At 58.9% G+C, this 18,021-nt stretch carries 19 protein-coding genes and 2 pseudogenes; 7 read left to right on the plus strand and 14 right to left on the minus strand.

Translation table 11 applies throughout. From position 1 onward, the window contains the following. The 4 genes and pseudogenes from HNW77_RS04230 to HNW77_RS04245 all read left to right on the plus strand — a co-directional run. The coding region (locus HNW77_RS04230; RefSeq protein WP_146044241.1) for a transposase at nt 1–115 on the plus strand (115 nt) is incomplete at its 5' end. Nucleotides 116–178: 63 nt separating this feature from the next. Then, nucleotides 179–535 (plus strand): sensor histidine kinase, encoded by a 357-nt coding sequence (locus HNW77_RS04235; RefSeq protein ID WP_276592069.1) that lies wholly within the window; start codon nt 179–181, stop codon nt 533–535. A 190-nt stretch (nt 536–725) separates the two neighbouring features. Continuing rightward, a complete protein-coding gene (locus HNW77_RS04240; protein ID WP_241694289.1) occupies nt 726–1,472 on the plus strand; it encodes a sulfite exporter TauE/SafE family protein in 747 nt (248 codons plus the stop codon). Nucleotides 1,473–1,681: 209 nt separating this feature from the next. After that, nucleotides 1,682–2,436, plus strand: a pseudogene (locus HNW77_RS04245) (IS5 family transposase); the annotation flags it as partial. A 244-nt stretch (nt 2,437–2,680) separates the two neighbouring features. Here the strand turns inward: HNW77_RS04245 and HNW77_RS04250 are convergent. The 14 genes and pseudogenes from HNW77_RS04250 to HNW77_RS04305 form a co-directional block, all read right to left on the minus strand. After that, nucleotides 2,681–3,091, minus strand: a complete 411-nt coding sequence (locus tag HNW77_RS04250) for an RrF2 family transcriptional regulator (protein ID WP_010511654.1) — start codon at nt 3,089–3,091, stop codon at nt 2,681–2,683. Nucleotides 3,092–3,260: 169 nt separating this feature from the next. Beyond that, entirely contained in the window at nt 3,261–4,598 is a 1,338-nt protein-coding gene (locus HNW77_RS04255; protein WP_007396722.1) for a histidine kinase dimerization/phospho-acceptor domain-containing protein, read from the minus strand. After that, nucleotides 4,595–5,266 (minus strand): response regulator transcription factor, encoded by a 672-nt coding sequence (locus HNW77_RS04260; protein WP_007396721.1) that lies wholly within the window; start codon nt 5,264–5,266, stop codon nt 4,595–4,597. The genes HNW77_RS04255 and HNW77_RS04260 overlap by 4 nt, the downstream gene beginning before the upstream one ends. Next, the gene (locus tag HNW77_RS04265) at nt 5,266–8,340 is read right to left on the minus strand and encodes an efflux RND transporter permease subunit (RefSeq protein WP_172155688.1); all 3,075 of its coding nucleotides are present in this window, start codon (nt 8,338–8,340) and stop codon (nt 5,266–5,268) included. The genes HNW77_RS04260 and HNW77_RS04265 overlap by 1 nt, the downstream gene beginning before the upstream one ends. Next, nucleotides 8,340–9,491 (minus strand): efflux RND transporter periplasmic adaptor subunit, encoded by a 1,152-nt coding sequence (locus HNW77_RS04270; RefSeq protein ID WP_019092070.1) that lies wholly within the window; start codon nt 9,489–9,491, stop codon nt 8,340–8,342. The genes HNW77_RS04265 and HNW77_RS04270 overlap by 1 nt, the downstream gene beginning before the upstream one ends. Further along, nucleotides 9,488–10,678, minus strand: a complete 1,191-nt coding sequence (locus HNW77_RS04275; protein WP_172155748.1) for a TolC family protein — start codon at nt 10,676–10,678, stop codon at nt 9,488–9,490. The genes HNW77_RS04270 and HNW77_RS04275 overlap by 4 nt, the downstream gene beginning before the upstream one ends. 69 nt (nt 10,679–10,747) lie before the next feature. Next, a complete protein-coding gene (locus tag HNW77_RS04280) occupies nt 10,748–11,224 on the minus strand; it encodes a hypothetical protein (RefSeq protein WP_370664434.1) in 477 nt (158 codons plus the stop codon). 198 nt (nt 11,225–11,422) lie between these two features. Continuing rightward, nucleotides 11,423–11,935, minus strand: a pseudogene (locus HNW77_RS04285) (transposase); the annotation flags it as partial. Between the two features lie 519 nt (nt 11,936–12,454). Beyond that, nucleotides 12,455–12,814, minus strand: coding sequence for a type II toxin-antitoxin system PemK/MazF family toxin (locus HNW77_RS18040; protein WP_338033768.1), 360 nt, complete (start codon nt 12,812–12,814; stop codon nt 12,455–12,457). Then, nucleotides 12,697–13,506: an IS5 family transposase gene (locus tag HNW77_RS04290; protein WP_171791363.1), complete on the minus strand. Its 810-nt coding sequence runs from the start codon at nt 13,504–13,506 to the stop codon at nt 12,697–12,699. Before HNW77_RS04290 ends, HNW77_RS18040 begins: the two co-directional genes overlap by 118 nt. Next, nucleotides 13,475–13,633 carry a hypothetical protein gene (locus HNW77_RS18045; protein ID WP_338033769.1) on the minus strand — a complete coding sequence of 53 codons (159 nt, stop codon included), beginning with the start codon at nt 13,631–13,633 and terminating at the stop codon, nt 13,475–13,477. The genes HNW77_RS04290 and HNW77_RS18045 overlap by 32 nt, the downstream gene beginning before the upstream one ends. An 87-nt stretch (nt 13,634–13,720) precedes the next feature. Continuing rightward, entirely contained in the window at nt 13,721–13,873 is a 153-nt protein-coding gene (locus tag HNW77_RS04295) for an AbrB/MazE/SpoVT family DNA-binding domain-containing protein (RefSeq protein ID WP_053323998.1), read from the minus strand. Nucleotides 13,874–13,942: 69 nt separating this feature from the next. After that, complete coding sequence (locus HNW77_RS04300; RefSeq protein WP_039998424.1) at nt 13,943–14,611, minus strand: MucR family transcriptional regulator; 669 nt, start codon at nt 14,609–14,611, stop codon at nt 13,943–13,945. A gap of 384 nt (nt 14,612–14,995) precedes the next feature. Further along, a complete protein-coding gene (locus HNW77_RS04305; protein ID WP_039998423.1) occupies nt 14,996–15,295 on the minus strand; it encodes a WGR domain-containing protein in 300 nt (99 codons plus the stop codon). A gap of 542 nt (nt 15,296–15,837) precedes the next feature. Here HNW77_RS04305 and HNW77_RS04310 point away from each other — a divergent pair. The 3 genes from HNW77_RS04310 to HNW77_RS04320 all read left to right on the plus strand — a co-directional run bounded on the left by HNW77_RS04310 (nt 15,838) and on the right by HNW77_RS04320 (nt 17,826). Next, nucleotides 15,838–16,227, plus strand: a complete 390-nt coding sequence (locus tag HNW77_RS04310; RefSeq protein WP_039998422.1) for a hypothetical protein — start codon at nt 15,838–15,840, stop codon at nt 16,225–16,227. Nucleotides 16,228–16,288: 61 nt separating this feature from the next. Next, nucleotides 16,289–17,293, plus strand: coding sequence for a hypothetical protein (locus HNW77_RS04315; RefSeq protein WP_019092077.1), 1,005 nt, complete (start codon nt 16,289–16,291; stop codon nt 17,291–17,293). Beyond that, nucleotides 17,290–17,826 (plus strand): hypothetical protein, encoded by a 537-nt coding sequence (locus HNW77_RS04320; protein ID WP_039998421.1) that lies wholly within the window; start codon nt 17,290–17,292, stop codon nt 17,824–17,826. Before HNW77_RS04315 ends, HNW77_RS04320 begins: the two co-directional genes overlap by 4 nt. The last annotated feature ends 195 nt before the right edge of the window (nt 17,827–18,021 follow it).

Raw genomic sequence — 18,021 nt, forward strand, 5'->3', positions numbered from 1 at the left:
CCTCTGGGCTCGCCTCAAGGAGTGGCGCGCTGTCGCAACCAGATATGAAAAAACAGCAACGTCGTTCCTCGCGGTCATCCACATCGCTGCCGCAGCAGACTGGATCAAGCCCTAACAGGCCCTAGAACCGTATCGCTCCGTTATCGAAGACAATGGACAGCGCCTGGAAACCGAAATCATTCCCGCCTGCCCTACCGTCACCGGTCATCCAGTCCTTTTACGGCAGGCATTCTCCAACCTGATCGAGAATGCCGTACGCCATACGCCTGACCAGACCACCATCACAGCGACCATAATGCTTTCGGACAAGACCATCACGATAGAAATAGCCGATAATGGTCCAGGCATTCCGGACGAAGCCATGCTTCGGGTATTCGACCGCTTTGTCCGTCTTGATACAAGCCGTACGCATGACGGTAACGGGCTAGGGCTTACCATGGTGAAAGCCGTAGTACAACTGCACCGGGGCACGATCGTCTTGTCTCACAACAACCCTGGCGTAAGGTGTATCGTTAAATTACCCATAGAGATCTAGCCTTCACGGCCTCATAGACAGCAGACCTCCTGGCTGGTTAGAGATGTGCAAATACGACTGAAGATTGGGGCATTGTAAGCTGACATCCCCGTGAGCTTTCGCCAGAAATAATGATGCCGCGCGCCCATGCGATGTGGCCGCCTGCAACGGTCCCGGCGAGCAGGGATCCAAATCGGGATTCATACAAACCATGCTGCTCTGGTCCCTGATTCTGGTTGCATCAGCCGCGGCATTTGGCCTGAGCGCCGTGTCGGGAGGCGGTGCCCGGCTGCTCCTAATGCCCCTGCTGGGGCTGGTGCTGCCTGGCACTCAGGTGCCAGCCGCCCTGTCGATCGGGACAGTTGCCAGTTCGGCGACGCGCATCATCTCGTTCCGGCAGGCGATCTGGTGGGACATCGTCCGGCATTTTGCGCCCACCGCGTTGCCCTTCGCCGCCCTGGGCGCATGGGCATTGAGCCGTATGGAGCCAGCCTATCTGTCGCTGCTTCTTGGCGTATTCCTGATGGGCAATCTTCCCCTTCTCTTTCGCAAGCCTGCACCCCAGGTCACTGTGAAAACGCCCCACGCTATCGAACTGCACGTGCTGGGTGCTACCGCCGGCTTCATTTCCGGTTTTACCGGAGCGGTCGGCCTGGTGTTCAATGGGTTTTATTATCGACTTGGTCTGCGGAAGGAAGAAATCGTCGCAACCCGCGCGGCCAACGAAATCATGCTGCATGTGCTCAAGATCGCTCTCTACGCTGAGTTCGGCCTGTTGAATACCCGGGCCAGCATTGCGGGTATCGCTGTTGCTGCGGCGGCGGTTCTGTCATCAATAATCATGAAGTACCTGTTGCCGCACCTACATGATCGCTTGTTTCACCATATTGGTCATGCCGCCATGGTCGTGGCGGGTGTCATGATGGTGATCTCCGCCAGTAGTCAGTTAGCGCGGTAGGCAAATGTCACGGTGCATTTCGCCCACGTAGCCCATGAAGCCGCAGCGTCCGTGTCATGGCGGCAACACACTTTCGCGGTCGAATGGGAAAATGGTGATGAACGCGAGTTGAGCCCCCGAGTGCTTTCCAGACTGGCTTCATCCCCTATGATAACAACCCATTGATTTGAGTGCGGGAATCTGATTCAGGCTCTGTGAGGAGACTGGAGATGAGCGACCTGTTTTGGCTGCCGGACGAACAAATGGAGCGTCTGCGGCCCTTTTTCTTTAAGAGCCATGGTAGAGCCTGCGTTGATGACCGCCGAATGCTGAGCGGCATCATTTTTGTCAATCGGAACGGCTTGCGCTGGCGCGATGCGCCCCGGGAATACGGTCCACATAAGACGCTCTAAAACCGTTGGAAGCGCTGGGGCGCCATGGGGATCTGCGCCCGGATGATGGACGGTCTGGCTGCCGGAAAGGCAGAGCCCCAGACCATCATGACTGATGCGACGTATCTCCAGGCACACCGCACGGCTTCGAGCGTGCGGCTAAAAAAGGGGATCCAGGTCGCTTGATCGGCCGCACCAGAGGGGCATAAACACGAAGCTGCATGCGATCACCGACCAGAGTGGGCGACCGCTGAGCTTTTTCATGACTGCGGGACAGATAAGCGATTATACCGATGCCGCTGCCCTGCTGGATAGTCTTCCTGAAGCACAATGGATGCCGGGAGATCGCGGGGATGACGCCGACTGGTTCAGGGACGCCCTGGAAGCAAAAGGTATAAAAGCCCTGCATTTCAGGACAGAAATCTCGCGGAAAACCGGTCAGATACGACAAGAGAAAATATAAACGCCGCAATCGCGTCGAGATCATATTCGGAAGGCTCAAGGGCTGGCGGCGGGTTGCAACCCGCTACAACAGGTGCCCGACCGTCTTCTTCTCAGCCATCTGTCTCACCGCAACCGTCATGTTCTGGCTATGTGTCCCGAGCCTAGAAGCCGTCCGTACTTTGGTAAAAATCTTTCAACACCGCAATAATAATAACGTCCGCTATCATTATATTACCCGCAACAAAATGAACTTTGCACCTGAAGATTATATGAATCTTACTTCACACGAGATTCACTATGACTACAGTGACATTTTTTTCATCGACGGCTTCAAATGTTCTATCAACTGTTTGAGGGAGGCATCATGCCAGGATAGAAAAGTGAGCAAACACATTATCCTGAACCACTAGTGAGATCCAGTAAGCTCATTCCATCGGAAAATGCCATAAATGCATCAACGGCCTGTACTATGAGATGGCGAAACTGACAAGCATTGCCCAGTATACACTGGTTATTGCCAGATGGGTGACAGGCACCAGGGGATTCTTTTTCAGTTTCCATGAGCCGCATAATATGACCGACGTTGATGTTTCTGGCAGACACAGCCAGACGGATGCCACCAGTACCTCCCCGGGTACCTTGTACGATCCCGGCATGACACAGGTGTTGTACAACTTTCACAAGATGATTGTGCGAAATGCCCTGCAACTCAGTGATGTTCCTGACGGTAACACGCGAATCAGGATTACACGCCAAGTGGATTAACACACGGAAAGCGTAGTCGGTACGCAGCGAAAGAGGCATCAGCCCCACCACCCATAGGCACGTGTTGACTGATTTTCCCAAGCAGCCTCTCAGAATATTGCCAACGGGCTGCTGTACCAGGCAACCGTGACGCAGGGCATTCGTGACATAGGGGAGTAGAGTACGCAAAATGGAGTTGCCTGCGCGTCTGTTCCTCTACTGTCATGAATTAGGTTACCTTCGAGTTTGGAAAGGTGACACACACACCAAATCCTCTGGCAGATCCTGTAAGTGGGGAACGTAAGCGCAGAGTAACGTCCATTTGGGTAGCGATATTACTGGCAATGGCGAGACCCAGGCCACTGCCATGATTACCGGTCCCGCCGCGCACGAATGGGCTAGTCAGCCGCTGGAATATGCCGGGTGGCAGCGCGGGGCAGTCATTGGTGATGTCGATTCCACCATCTGGTAGCACGGCCACCCGCACGGGCATATGGTGCCCTCCATGCAGCAGGGCGTTTTCAAGCAGGTTGCGCAACATGATGCCGGTCGCATCCATGTCACCATGTACGAATATGTGGTGAATCCCGTCTGGCGCGATGACAATGCCCTGCCCGTCACACGGATTATGCCCAAGATCATCGACAAGGACATGCACTACGGTCATCAGGTCGAAACGGTCGCGCCGGAAAGCGACGCCGGACGAGGCGCGGGAAAACTGCAGCAGTTTTTCCACCGTGCGGCCCAGCCTGCGGGTCCGGTCGGCAATGAGCTCCACCCGCCGGCCCGTATCCGAACCCGCCGGCATCAGTCGGCCCAGCATCTGTACCTGCGCCAGAAGGGCTCCAAGCGGGTTACGCAGTTCATGCGCAGCGCTTGCGGCAAAGGCGCGCTCGGTAGAGAGCGCTGCCTCCAACCGCGCCAACAGCGTATTGATCGAGCGCTGGATGGAGACTAGTTCGTCAGGGAGATCAAGGGGGGGAATGGGCTGAAGGTTGCCGCTGCCACGTGCGCGCATCTCGTCATGCAGCAGGTCCAGCGGGCGCAGGGCGCGCCGCACGATCAGGCGCACCAGCCACCAGATCACCGGCATGAAAAGCAGCATGGGCACGACAGAGATCAGCATCGCGCGCCGGACGGCCTCGCGCCGGTGGAAGGTCGGTTCCCCCACAAGAACGCGGTATTTCTCCGCCACGGGTGACGCGACATAAACGCGAAAATGCGGAACATTAGCAAACCCGGTCCGCCACGCGCGCTCGAATGCGTCCTGCGGGGCATTCTGGGAACGCAACACGACATGCCCGGTCACATCCACGATCTGATAGGCCAGGGTGCGTGGCCCGACTTCCGGCAGCCAGGCGATGGACGACGCCGCACCCGGATCATGCAGTCGTGTCTCCACAGCCGTCTGCAGGCGCTCGGAAACTTCCTGAAGCGAGTTGTCCAGCCGTTCCGTTACCTCGTAGCGGGTAAATCCACCTACCGCGACACTGAGGATCAGCAGCCCCAGTATCACGACCATGAGTACGCTGCTGATGATCCGGGTAGACAGGCTCCAGCTTTTCATGCGCCGTCCCTTGCATCGAGGCAGTAGCCACGGCCGCGTATGGTCCGGATGACCGTGTTGCCGACCTTGCGCCGCAGGCGGCTGATGAAAACCTCGACGGTATTGCTGTCCACGTCCCGGTCCAGCGCATACAGCGCGGTGTCAATCTGCTGGCGCGAATAGATCCGGCCCGGACTGCGCGACAGCAGTTCCATGATGCTCCATTCCCGCGCGGTCAGGTCCAGCCGCTCGCCATCACGCGATACAGACCGGTTCTCCCGGTCTATCGTAATCTCTCCCACGCGGCAGTGCGCGTGCCTGCGCGGCGATGCATACCGGCGGGCCACTGCCGCAATACGTGCCACGAGTTCATTCAGGTCATAGGGCTTGACGATATAATCATCTGCCCCTTCGGACAGACCCGCGATACGGTCACTGATCTGGTCCTCTGCCGTGGTGATGAGGATGGCGATGTCTGATGATGTCCGACGGACCTCACGCAACAGGTCGCGCCCACTTCCATCGGGCAGGCCAAGGTCGAGCAGCATGAAATCATAATCCACCGTTGCCATGGCCGCGCGCGCGTCCTCCAGCGTCGTGAACCAGTCCACGGCATGCCCGTCCAGACCCACGCGCTCCTGCACCGCCACACCCAGATCGTATTCATCCTCGACAATAAGGATACGCATCAGTCCTGATCCTTTTCCCGCATGACCCGGGCATACAGTGATGGCAGCACAAGCAGGGTCAGCAACGTGGACGTGACCAGCCCGCCGATCACCACACTGGCCAGCGGGCGCTCGACTTCCGCGCCCGCACTTTCGGAAAACGCCATGGGAAAAAAGCCAAGGCTGGCGACAAGGGCTGTGGCCATGACGGGACGGAAGCGGGATTCCGCGGCCGCAAAGGCCGCCTGTGCCACGGCCATTCCCCGTGCCCGCAGGGCTGCGATCTCACTGACCAGCACCACGCCATTCAGGATCGCCACGCCAAACAGCGCGATGAAGCCGATCCCCGCCGAAATGCTGAACGGCATGCCGCGCAGCGTCAGCGCCACGATGCCGCCGGTTGCCGCCACCGGCAGGTTGACGAACACCAGCAGCGCGGGCCGCACCGCGCCAAACGCCACCACCAGCAGCGCAAAGATCAGGCCAAGGGCAACGGGCAGCACGATCTCCAGCCGCCTTGTAGCTGATTGCAGGTTACGGAACTGCCCGTCCCACTGCATGTTATATCCTGCAGGCAGTTTTACGTCCCGCGCCACACGGGCCTGTGCTTCGGCCACGAATGATGCAAGGTCACGCCCGCGCACGTTGGCCTGCACCACCATGCGCCGGCGTACCCGGTCGCGGCTTATGCGCGGCGGCCCATCGACTTCATGCACATGCGCCACCTGTGACAGCATCGCATTCCCCTGCCCGTCCATCCGCCGGACCTGCAGCGCGCCAATGGCGGCGGCGGATGTCGCCACGCGGGGGTCAAGGCGGACCTGCGTGCCGATGATGGCGTTATCCACGATCACCGGCCGGGCGCCGATATGCCCGCCTATGGCCTCCACCGTATCGAGAATGTCCTGCACCGCCACATTGCGGCTGGCAGCCTGCGTGCGGTCAATGTCGACCACGATCAGCGGCACGGTGCCGTCCCCCGCAGCCGCCACGTCCGCTGCCCCCTTCACGCCGGACATAGCCGCCACCACCCGATCACCCAGCTCGGCCAGCATGGCCAGGTCATCGCCAAAGATCGAGACGGCAATCTGCGTGCGCACGCCAGAGAGCAGGTCATCCATGCGCATCTGCACCGGCTGGCTCCATGAATACAGCGCATCGGGCAGTTCGCGCCGCAGGGTATCATCCATCGCGGCGACCAGCCCCGCCTGCGTGCGGGCGGTTTTCCATGTGGAGGGCGGGTTGAGGAAGATGAAGCTGTCGGTCTCGTTCACGCCCATCGGGTCGGTGGGAATGGCGGACGTGCCGGTATTGCTGACCACCGCGCGCACTTCAGGGAAGCTGCGCAGGATCTGCTCCTGCTTCGTGACCGAAGCCAGCACGGTATCAAGCGAGGCCGAGGGCAGCCGCGTGGTGGTGACCGCCAGCGCCCCTTCATCAAGCTGGGGAATGAACTCACCGCCCAGCCTCATCGCAAGCCCCGCTGAAAGGGCCAGCACCACCAGCGTACCGCCAAACAGGATGCGTGGATGGGTTTCCCCCCATGTCACCATATGGGTATAGGGCCGGCGCAGGAAGGCAATCAGCCGCGTATCACCCGCAGGCCGCACGCCCCCCAGCGCAAGGGCGGCCAGAACGGGCACGCAGATGAAGCAGTACGCCAGCGACGCCAGCAGCGCCATGATGACCGTCTGCGCCATGGGGCGGAACATGTGCCCCTCGATCCCCTGCAGGGTCAGGATCGGCAGATAGACCATGATGATGACCAGTATGGCAAACCCCACCGGGCGCATGACCTGCTGCACGGAGGAGATGACCAGCGGAATGAATTCGGCGTCCGGCTCCTCCTCCCTGCGCGACAGCACATGTTCGATCACCACCAGCGAACCATCGACAATCATGCCGAAATCGATTGCGCCAAGGCTGAGCAGGTTGGCCGAGATACCGAACTGCCGCATGCCCGCCATCGCGCAGACAAGGGCAACCGGAATGACCGAGGCAATGACAAGGGCGGCCTGCCAGCGCCCGATCACCACCACCAGCACCCCCACCACCAGCACGGCGCCCATGACCAGGTTGTCACGCACGGTGGCGATGGTCTGCCCGGTCAGGGTGGCGCGGGTGTAATAGGGTTCGATCGTGACGCCTGCGGGCAAAGCCTGCCGTATGCCCGGCAGCGCACGGTTGATGGCGGCAAGCGTTGCGTTGGAACTCGCCCCGCTTTCCATCATCACCACGCCGATCACGATCTCGCCCTGCCCGTCACGCGTTACCGCCCCCAGACGGGTGCGCGCGCCCCTGGTGATGCGGCCAAGGTCACGCAGCCGCACGGCGGAGCCATCGGGGTTGGTCCGCACGGCGATATTGCCAAAATCCGCAAGGCTGCCCACCAGCCCGCGTCCGACCACGCTCTGCTGTTCGGCATGGTGCGTGATCCATCCGCCGCCGGATGCCGCGTTGCCGGCATCCACCGCACGATAGACCTCGCCTACCGAAAGGTTGCTGCCGATCAGCCGCGCGGGGTCCAGCGTCACCTCATAGGTTTCTTCCGCCCCGCCATTGACGTTGACATCCACCACACCGGGTACAAGACGCATCTGCGGCACCACGGTCCAGTTCATGATGCGGTTGAGTTCCATGAGCGAACGCCCCGCGCCACGGATCTGGAACTGCATGATTTCGCCCATGCCAGTGGCCAGCGGCCCCATGCTGACGGTAATGCCGGGCACGGATATGTTTGAACGCGCCTGCTGCATGCGCTCGTTCACGCGGGTGCGGTCCAGGTTGATGTCGGTATCATCGGCAAACTGCACATACACCACCGAGACGCCGCCGCGCGATACGGAACGCAGGTCAGTCATGCCGGGGATTCCGGTCATGCTGGTCTCGACGGGAAAGGTGATGAGTTTTTCCACTTCCTCCGTCGCAAGGCCCGGCGCCACGACCGAGACGAGAACCTGCCGGGGCGAAATATCCGGCACCGCTTCCACCGGCAGGCCCAGGACAGTCATGATGCCCGCGGCCAGCAGCAGGCCAAGACCGCCCAGCACCAGCATGCGCGCGCGGATCAGGGTGGCAAGGTAGGCATGTGCCATCAGTCTGCATCCATTCCGGCCAGACCGATGACGGAACGCAGGGCAAAACTACCATGACCCACCACCGGCTCGCCCTCTGTCAGGCCGGAACGCAGCACTGCCTGCCGCCCGTCATCCAGTGCCACATCGACCACGACCGGCCGGTAGTCCGTCGCGTTCACCCGCACGAACACGACGCTGCGCCCGTCAATCTGCTGGATGGCTTCGGACGGCACGACAAGACCCGCCACGCTGTCACGCTGAGCCAGTGCGGAATCCAGCACCATACCGGGCACCAGCGCGCCAGTGGGGTTTGACACACGGCTTATGACCCGGACCAGCCCGGTCAGGGAACTGGCCATCCCGTCCACCGTATCGATACGGGATGTAAACGGGCCGTCTGCCGTCCGCGTTACCTGCTGGCCGCCTGGTGCGATCCGCGCCGCCTGGTCCGGCGGGATGTCGGAGACAAGCCATATGCTGGACAGATCCGCGACGGTGGCCACATCCATGCTCGGGTCCACATCACCCGCCACTGACGTACCGATCACCTGCACCATGCCGTTGACAGGGGAGATCAGGGTCGAGGTTTCGTCTTCCGCGCCCTGACTGTCCTGCTCCGATGATGAATTGAACTCCTCGGCAAAACGGTGGCCCAACGTGTCCACATCCGCCTGGCGTGCACGCATGGTGGCATCCGCCTGTGCCAGCACGTCCTGCCTGCGGCGCAGTTCGGCCAATGATATGCTCTCGCCAGCCAGTGCCCTAGCCCGCTGCACCGCGCCTGCCGCATCGGTCCGGGCCGCAATGGCGGCAGCAAGCGCTGCACGCATCTGAACCGCCTGCAGGCGCGCAACATGCAGGGAATGATCCTGATAGCGCACCAGCGCCTGCCCCCGCTGCACGGATGCTCCGGGCTGTACCATTACTGCCAGCACCTTGCCACTGCCGGCGGGATGGATATGCACGACCCGCGTCGTATCGGGCATGACCCGGCTCATGACCGGCAGCATGGGTGCCACGCGACCCGGCGTGGCCGTGACGATGGTTACCCCTTCATTGGCAACCGCCGCCCCGTCCAGCTTCACGATCGGGGGCAGCGCCCCCTCCCCGGCATGGGCAGGCAGGGCGGGCAGGCCGAGAAGAAACAGGATGGAGGCAATCCGCTTCATGGCACAACACCTGTTGCAATCAGCATGCGGATGCTGGCGACATGCCACTCCACCTCAGCCCGGGCACTGGCCAGTCGGGTATTGGCGGCCGCCTGCCGGGCGGCAAGCGCCGTATCCACACTGGCTTCGCCTACCCGCCAGGCCCGTTCCTGCGCCTGGGCCCGCTTTTCCATATTCTCTGCGGCACTGCGGGTAGCCTGTCGTGCCGTGGTGGCCGCGATCAGGCGTTCACGCACGCGCATCATTTCCAGATGCACCATGCGCCGCGCCTGCGTTTCCTGACTGGTGGCCGTGGCCAGGCGGTTGCGGGCTTCGGACATGATGGGCGTGTTACGGACCTCGCTGGGCAGGGGGATGCTGAAATTCACGCCCACACGATCATCCCACGGGCTGCCATACTGCTTTTCATGAATGGCGTCCACGCCGATTTCCGGGTTGGGCATGAACGAACGGCGCGCCAGTTTCATGTTCGCTTCGGCGGCTTCCACATTGCGGTGCGCGACCTTTATGCGGGGATCGTTGTCTTCCATGTCGCGCGGGCTGACAAAACGGGCCTGCGTCACGTCGCCGCCGCCATAACGGCTCAGGTCGGGCACAACCGGACGCCCCAGCAGCACCTCCAGGGCCGTAGTCGCGTTCTGCGCTTCCTCCTGTGCCAGGGCTAGTTCATTGTGCGCGTTCTCCATCGCCGCCTGCGCCATCTGCCCATCGACCGAGGCCAGTTCCCCACCATGCACCGCATGCGTCGCATTGCCGGCCATGCGCGCTGTCGCATCGTACAGGGCATGGGCCACATCCATCCGGGTACGGGCAATCAGGGCGGCGGCAGCTGCGTCCAGCACCCGGATGGACAGCGCCATGTGTTCGACATTGAGCTGCTCATCAATCGACGCGGCTTCCGCGCTGGCGACCTGTTTCGTGGCGCTGCCCTGCCCCGGCAGCCACAGCGGCACCGACACGCCGCCCTGATAGGTTGTATAGCCTTCGTTACTGCCCAGCATGTGGTCATCCATGTATTCACCCGACAGGGTCGGGCCGCCGGCAAACCATGACCCGGCAGCGCTGGCGCGGGCGCGGGCGGAATGATGGCCGACCTGAAGTTCGGTGCGGACGGGATCGATCGCCCAGGCCATGCCGACGGCTTCATGGAAGGATGGGCCAGGGCGGGCGTCCTGGGCCAGGGCCATCCATGGCAGGGCACAGGCCATGGCGATCGACACAATGGGGGGGGATGGCGCGGTTCATGCTTCAGGCCATCATGGAATGGCGCGACCACCATGGCTGATCCGTTCGGCCAAATCGCTCCACAGTCGCGCCATCAGCAGATTGATCTCGGACGTGACCGAAAACGGGGACTGCGAACGCGCCAGGGGCGAAAGGGACATGCGTTCCCCGATGACAAAATGCCCCTGCGAGAACAGCCGGGCCGAAATCGCCCCCTGCTGCCCCTGCCCCATGGGCCTCGTAACGGAAATACGCAGGTGTGGCGGCGGGTCGGCAATGAGACCGAAGACATGCCGTTCAGCTTCATCAGAGGGGCACGCCACGCCCTGCAGCACGGCGTCACGCAGTACGGAATGGGGATAACCCCCATACATGCCATCTACATGCAAACGTATACCATGCCGGACCGTCATACATATGCCCTCTGTCCCATCATCCGCCCAAGCGGCCGACACCCCTAGGAAGAAAATACAGGCTGCATACAGACTATCCCGCACTATCCTTTGCATAATAAGCGTCTGTTCCCCGGCGTACATAAAGTTCCTGCCATCACGACGATGACTTTCTGACGGTAACAGAGAAACCTGACGTGAACCTGAACATCCGGTCTACAAAAGAGAATTTATATTATGAAAATGATTATCATTTCTATATTTAGAGTAAACGATAATTTCATATGTGAATTTAAGGCTCTGTTAGAGCCTGAATTAGAAAGCGGTTTGATTGATTTGTCTCAGCACCCTGCAGATATGGACAATCATCAACTGTGCACAGGATAACGAGATTGGTGCCTCGACATGTTTCGTGAAACGGCGGCAGCGTCCGAGCCATACGAAGCGACGCTCCACGATCCAGCGTTTCGGCATGATGATGAAGCCTTCAGCCCGATCGCTGCGCTTGACGATCTCGATCGTCCGTCGGCCACGTTCGACCAGCACACCACGCAACTTCTCGCCAGCATATCCACCCTCACCAATCAGATGGCGCAGCCAAGCGAACAATGAGCGTATTTTGGTTGCTGCCGGCGGCGCACCGTTATGATCCTGAATGTCGGCGGGATGCACGACAGCTGCCACGACATGACACAGCGTGTCGGTCGAGATATGCCGCTCGCGACCCTTGATTTTTTTTGCTCGCGTCATAACCACAGCGGCCGCTGTTGTAGCGGTTTTAACCGACTGGCTGTCAATAATACCCACCGAAGGCGTGGCGTCTTGCCCACTTGTGCTGCTCTGCCACAGCTGGCTAGGCTCGTATCTCGGATTTGAGCATCTGTTAAAGTTCCTTGCTACGGACGGACATGATGCTGTCGTGCCCTCGGTACCCAGCTCTGCCTTTTTCAACCCGATCACCGGTATCATACATAGGCCCGCGTTGTGCAGCCGCACTCATATGCGGGCTGATGGCTCGTCTAGCCGGTACCCGGCGTTTTGAACGCTCATCGGCGTCAGGATAAGGCTCCAGACTCACCCCGCACCCAGACTGAAACAGGTGATTTCACACCCCTGCCCAATTAGATTACAAAACCCGACCACAGCCCGGTGCCATTGCTAACGTATAGCAACCTACCGCCAGGAATGTGCTGGCAGCCGCAACCGAACGTGACCCTGTTCGGCTGTGCTGCACATCTCATGTTTCCGTTTTCTGGCGCAGAGGCCAACGTTGCCCTGTATGTCGGCGTAGAACGTGGTTGATCGCTCATCAGACAAGCGCATGGAGCGTCGAACCTACACCACATATTAAGAAGTCCGGCAGGACATGTTTGAATACATTGAAATGTTCGGGCTTCCCTGTTTTCCTCGGCCAGCCAGTAATCTGGCATGCTGACGAACTGCCTCAATTTCCTTTGCCGAGACCTTTCCTTTGAGCTTCGCGTTCCGCATCCGCCAGTCCAGACTTCTCACCTGATCAGAGAGGACCACACTGGCGGGTTTTACTACTACGGCTACTTCAAACGGATAGCCTTTGATTTTAGAGGGTGTTATGCACCTTGAGCGAGTATAGCGGCGTTTCTGAGCATGAAACATGCGAAAGCGACGACATGGAGACTTGCGAGGGTTGAAGCGTAACGCTCGTAGTCCTTGACGAGCCTGCGGCATCGTGTGGCCCATGCGAAAGACCGCTCGACGACCCACCGGCGCGGCAGCAGGACAAAGCCGCGCTTGGCTTCGGGCAACTTGACGACTTCGAGTGCGATACCGTGCGTGCGAGCCGCCTCGTCTGGTTTTGAGCCCGTATATCCCTGATCGACATAGGCCAGTTCGACGCTTTCGTCAGTGGCCTCCTGAATGGCAGCGGCGAGGCGTCCGACCTCGGCGCGATCATCCCGATTGGCTGGCGTGACATGCAGGGCCAGCAGGTGGCCCAGCGTATCCACAGCCATATGCAGCTTCGAGCCCCGTTTGCGTTTGGCCCCGTCGTAACCGGCGCGAGGCCCGCTCTCGGGTGTCGAACGTAATGTCCGGCTGTCGAGGATGGCTGCAGTGGGGTCCGGCAGGCGACCAGAAGCCATGCGCAAGACGGCACGTAGATCGCAGGCCAGCGTCTCGAAGCAGCCGGCATCCATCCAACGACGAGACTGCTGATAAACCGCCGACCACGGCGGCAGATCGTTTGGCATCGCGCGCCAGGCAATCCCGTAGCGGATCACGTAGCGCAACCCGTTGAACAGTTCGCGCAGATCATGCCGCCGCTGTTCCGCGTCCTCTCGCATCAGGACCAGATACGGAACGACCAGAGACCATTCTTCGTCTGATACATCAGAGGGATACGGTTTGCGTGCGGGTGCCATCCCTCATTACTGCACCAATCAGGAACGAAAGTACATAACACCCTCTAGTGGTCATGGGGCAGCAAAGCGTCATCCCCGCTTTGGCATTATAACTTGCAGGACTGAGAAGCACCGCAGGCCGATGCACAGCCCGTTTCCGCCCCGGCTGAGGGATCAAATTCCAACCAGACAATGTCGCCGCAGTCCGGAACCCACGTGACCTGCGATTTGGTGTTCACCAGCTTTCGTCACCTACAGACTGTCCAAAGTCAATTTCATCATGCCCGTTCAGATCGGTAATCCCGGCGACGAGATCTTCCAGTTTGAGCAGTGTGGCGCGAACTGGCGCAATGATAACTCGAACATCTTCCTCATGAACATTCATCATCTGATCATCCTGACGTTCGGGTGATGCCTGGCTGCCTTATGACAAAGCCGGATAGGCCGGGCTGATCAGTCAGACCTTGGCCCCTTTTGCTTTCGTGCCGGTCTTCCGTACCGCACGCGGTCTCGCTGAAGTCTTGGAACCCGGCGTTTTCTTTGGCGATGCCGCGGAAGATCCGGTTTCAGTTGCCGACGACCTGGATCGCTTCGAAATCGTTTTTTTGGGGGGTAATACAGCCTCAGCAGTGTCGATCAACACTTCTTTCGTCGCACTATCGACAGAAGGTGCTGCGGTTGCTTCGTCCACGGGAGCGGTCTGGGGCACCAAAACCTTACGTCCGAGACCCGCGTCTCGCGCCAGAGTCGCTCGCATTTTGGCATACTCCGGAGCAACCATGGGATAATCCATAGGAAGCTGCCACTTCTCCCGGTATTGCGTTGGCGTCATTCCGTACCTTGTCTGCAGGTGACGCTTGAGCATTTTGAGTTTTTTGCCATCTTCCAGACAGACGATGTGGTCAGGAAACACCGACTGCCCGACTGGAACTGCAGGCTGCTGGGCAGGAATGCTGCTGTTTTTCTCTGTGGCCGGTGTTGTTTCGCGGATAGCAGCGTAGACATCGCGGATAAACGCCGGGACATGTTCTGTCGGCAGAGAGGTATTGGTATTGCCGAGATGCGCTGCCACTATGTCGCTCATGGCAATTACAATTGCCGGGGATAGGTCGTCTGATTGGTCCATGATAAAGCCTCTCCGCTATATTTTTACCGAATAACATTGCCGGAGTGTAAGTCTATATGCAATCGGCAAAATATGGCGTATCGAAAGCTGAATTATATATTGCGGTACGTTGCATACATCGATCACATCGCACCATGAACATCAAGTTTTACGCAAATTGTATGCGGCGGAGCCTGCCCCTGATTACGCTATCAGACGGCGTAAACTGGCTTATGCAACGGGCCTTTCACAAAAACTACGGCTCACCCCAATGTCGATGATAAGTTTTTTAGTCCGAATATATCCACACACGAATTTTCCATGACGTGGTGAGCGGATACAGTATTTATCTCTATCACCTGCCTGATGATCACAGCGGGCTACCCCTGCAGGTAATGCAGCCAGTCATGGCTGTGTAACGATATAGCCGCGTTTCAGGCGATAACGGATCATCGCGGTCAGAGCATTCACCGCGGCGCCCTCGTCGGCATAGAGATCCACGCGCTGGGTGCCAGCTGTCCCGATCCTGCCCCAGTTACGAACAAGCGCAGCACCACCGAACAGGTCGGGCTGAACTGACAGTCCGTAATACCGCCACTCATTGAAACTGGGTTGAATACGACGCAACTGGACAGATAACGGGAACAGTCCAAGCTGTATTGTTTTCCCTGGGGGAACGGCGCTCCTTGATCTTCTGGATGTCATATTGGTCCTGCGCATCGCATGATGCTAACATGATCTATTATTCAAGTACAGATATTCTGAACTCCTTTCAGCCTTTTGCAACGCCGCGTGGAGCATGCATGGATCATTGCCTGCGATCTATAGGTCGGATGGTACGATGCGGATGTCTTCCGATACGTCAATCATCCAGCACATTGGTGGTTGCCTCAAGCCATGACCCGGTCGGAAGATGACGTAGAAGACCCTTTTTCTCGCCACTCAGGCGTGAGTGTCAATCGATCAGCCAGAGAGCACTCTGGATGTTTCGAACATGCGTTGCCCGCAGAACATAGACGATACACTCGGTAACAATAATGAGATATACGTTACAACAAGACGGAATCGTGTAGATTGAGCAGCCTGATCATGAGTCCGTGGAGCTAAGTGACCAGATTAAATCACGACGAAAATCGTCAATAATAGCAAAGTATATCGAGTTATGCCGCTCCAGCGCTCCGTAAGAAACATGGCAACCGTGCACTGCGTTGCTTCAGTGTGTTCGTCTTGATCCGTGTGAGGATGACATGAAGTTTGATGAACTTCGCTCGCGTTTCGAGCTTATCGATGACGAACAATCCGGACAGCTATGTCTGACGCTGGTTCAGGCGATTTTAGCGCTGAGATGCAATATTGAATACATTGCTTCTCCAGTGAAAACATCAACTGCCAGGCGTGAGCAGGCAAGATCATTGCACCCCATTCTGGTGCTTTGCCACGAAAAAGGCCGTCAGTTGAAAGACGACCACCCGAATTCCCATTATTTGCAACTCCGCGTTGATATTCTTGTAAAAATGATAAGCGAGATGTCGGTCGAGGAGTTAGGAAGCGAAGCAGGAGAGACGTTTATTCTCTCCCCGATCACCCCCCCTTTTGAAAATCCCCTGTCTCGAGAAAGGGGGAACGAAGAGGCATGATTTTTTAATCGCAGTCGCATGATCAGGGCGTACAGGACATAGGTATTGTCCGGAGTCCGCCATGCGCAGTTTCTACGTGTTGCCATTTCTCCTGCTCATGCACGCGCCAGCGCGAGGACAGCAATGCTCTGTGTCTACTCCGATTGAGTCCAGGAGCGATACCATAGGGCCGCCCCTGGAACACAATGATAAAGATAGGACCGATGCAGTCGCCCATCTTGGCATCGCAGGGGCCAACATCGAAAAATTACCCGATCTCCACGGGTTCGAAGCTGGCATCGCCCATACCCGGAACGAACTCCTCGTCTTTTTCGCTCCGGAAAGCCATGCGATCGTGCTTAGCGGGACGCTGATCCCGGTACCATACGACACCCTACGTTCCCTGGCCGGATCGCGCGCCCACGATCTCGCACCGGTCGATGGCATCAGGGGAATGTTTGTTCGGGCGGATAACCGTTTTCAGGTCGTCTATGCGACCCCGGATGGCAAGGCGGCAGTCGCGGCCCGGATGTGGGGTGCCGCTGGACAGGACATCACGAAAGACCAGATCAGGGGCATTCCTGGAGCCGTCCCAGAAATCAGTATCTCTGGCGCTTCATCCAACGCTAACGAACAGTCCGAGCTCCAGGGGCTCTCGGGAGGCCTTATAGGGATACCTTCAGCCCCGGAAGTCATCACGTTCATAGACCCGCAATGCATTTACTCGATGAAGGCGATGCATATCCTTCAGCCCGCAATCGATGCGGGGAAAGTTCGCCTGAAAATAGTCCCGCTGTCATTGCTTGATTACGAGGATAACGGCGCCAGTACCGTCAATGCGAGAGCCATGCTATCGCTCCCGGCAAACGAGATGGCACAAGCGTGGGTCAACGGTCGTCTAAACCCGGGATTGGCTGCACCTGAACCGGATAGTGGGGAGAAGCTTGCCCGTAATACCCGGATTGCACGGCAGATAGGGCTCACAGGGACACCAACGTTCGTCTGGATGCACCGCAATGGCGGGACCGGCCGGCTCGACGGCGTTCCCACGGATGTCGCCACATTTCTCACCTCGGTCTCGCAATGAAGACACGACAGGACCAGACCGGCCCGCGGCGTTTTTTTGAAAGAACGCGCAAGGTGGCCCGCGTGGTGATTGGCGATCCACGTACATTGGTCGCCTGGTCCGATGTAACGAGGAATGCCGCGCTGATTGAAGCCCTCGGGAAGGCATTACTGAAGCCTAAAGCCGGTATGCAGGGCCCGCGGGCGCCAGACGGTACCCCTATTGATATCGCCGCGATCGCTGCCGAATACGGCGTCGAACCCTGCGTTGTGGAGATCTTACTCGATCAGAGACAGCATGAGACATACAGGCGGGCGCTTGCTGCCAGTATGCTCGCTGTTGTTCTGGTGCTTGGCTGGACCGGAGAAATGCTCCTTTCCCACTGGAAGGGCAGCCAACTCCTCGCTGCGCTGGAATTCGCGCCCTTCTGGACATTTCTGACACTCGTGGCGTTTCAGAACGCGTGGCTCAACTGGCAGATCCGCGAACGCCGCCTGGGTTCCGCTCGCCAATTTGTCGGCACCGCCGACAGCCTCATTCCACGCAGGCCGTAACCGCAAGTCCATCTGCATTACGCTGGTGAATAGATAGATAGGATCGGTGGAGCACTCAGAACGTGCCGGGAGGCGCGTTCTTGTCGCCGCCCTGGGCGCCTGTTGCCCAGGAGGCATGTTCGTAATCCTCGCGCCCCGACATCGCCCGTGAATCATCAGGCCGGACGATCGTACTGGCGCGATCGTACGTAGGGG

The organism is Komagataeibacter melomenusus, assembly GCF_013155395.1.
In the GTDB taxonomy this organism is placed as follows: domain Bacteria; phylum Pseudomonadota; class Alphaproteobacteria; order Acetobacterales; family Acetobacteraceae; genus Komagataeibacter; species Komagataeibacter melomenusus.

What these genes read in the sequence shown, in the direction of transcription:
- HNW77_RS04255 (WP_007396722.1), bottom strand. Translation starts at nt 4,598, where the DNA reads ATGAAAAGCTGGAGCCTGTCTACCCGGATCATCAGCAGCGTACTCATG.
- HNW77_RS04290 (WP_171791363.1), bottom strand. Translation starts at nt 13,506, where the DNA reads ATGGCACCCGCACGCAAACCGTATCCCTCTGATGTATCAGACGAAGAA.
- HNW77_RS04250 (WP_010511654.1), bottom strand. Translation starts at nt 3,091, where the DNA reads ATGCCTCTTTCGCTGCGTACCGACTACGCTTTCCGTGTGTTAATCCAC.
- HNW77_RS04260 (WP_007396721.1), bottom strand. Translation starts at nt 5,266, where the DNA reads ATGCGTATCCTTATTGTCGAGGATGAATACGATCTGGGTGTGGCGGTG.
- HNW77_RS04280 (WP_370664434.1), bottom strand. Translation starts at nt 11,224, where the DNA reads ATGCAAAGGATAGTGCGGGATAGTCTGTATGCAGCCTGTATTTTCTTC.
- HNW77_RS04240 (WP_241694289.1), top strand. Translation starts at nt 726, where the DNA reads ATGCTGCTCTGGTCCCTGATTCTGGTTGCATCAGCCGCGGCATTTGGC.
- HNW77_RS04310 (WP_039998422.1), top strand. Translation starts at nt 15,838, where the DNA reads ATGAAGTTTGATGAACTTCGCTCGCGTTTCGAGCTTATCGATGACGAA.
- HNW77_RS04315 (WP_019092077.1), top strand. Translation starts at nt 16,289, where the DNA reads ATGCGCAGTTTCTACGTGTTGCCATTTCTCCTGCTCATGCACGCGCCA.
- HNW77_RS04270 (WP_019092070.1), bottom strand. Translation starts at nt 9,491, where the DNA reads ATGAAGCGGATTGCCTCCATCCTGTTTCTTCTCGGCCTGCCCGCCCTG.
- HNW77_RS04275 (WP_172155748.1), bottom strand. Translation starts at nt 10,678, where the DNA reads ATGGCCCTGGCCCAGGACGCCCGCCCTGGCCCATCCTTCCATGAAGCC.
- HNW77_RS04300 (WP_039998424.1), bottom strand. Translation starts at nt 14,611, where the DNA reads ATGGACCAATCAGACGACCTATCCCCGGCAATTGTAATTGCCATGAGC.
- HNW77_RS04295 (WP_053323998.1), bottom strand. Translation starts at nt 13,873, where the DNA reads ATGATGAATGTTCATGAGGAAGATGTTCGAGTTATCATTGCGCCAGTT.
- HNW77_RS04320 (WP_039998421.1), top strand. Translation starts at nt 17,290, where the DNA reads ATGAAGACACGACAGGACCAGACCGGCCCGCGGCGTTTTTTTGAAAGA.
- HNW77_RS04305 (WP_039998423.1), bottom strand. Translation starts at nt 15,295, where the DNA reads ATGACATCCAGAAGATCAAGGAGCGCCGTTCCCCCAGGGAAAACAATA.
- HNW77_RS04265 (WP_172155688.1), bottom strand. Translation starts at nt 8,340, where the DNA reads ATGGCACATGCCTACCTTGCCACCCTGATCCGCGCGCGCATGCTGGTG.
- HNW77_RS18040 (WP_338033768.1), bottom strand. Translation starts at nt 12,814, where the DNA reads ATGCCGCAGGCTCGTCAAGGACTACGAGCGTTACGCTTCAACCCTCGC.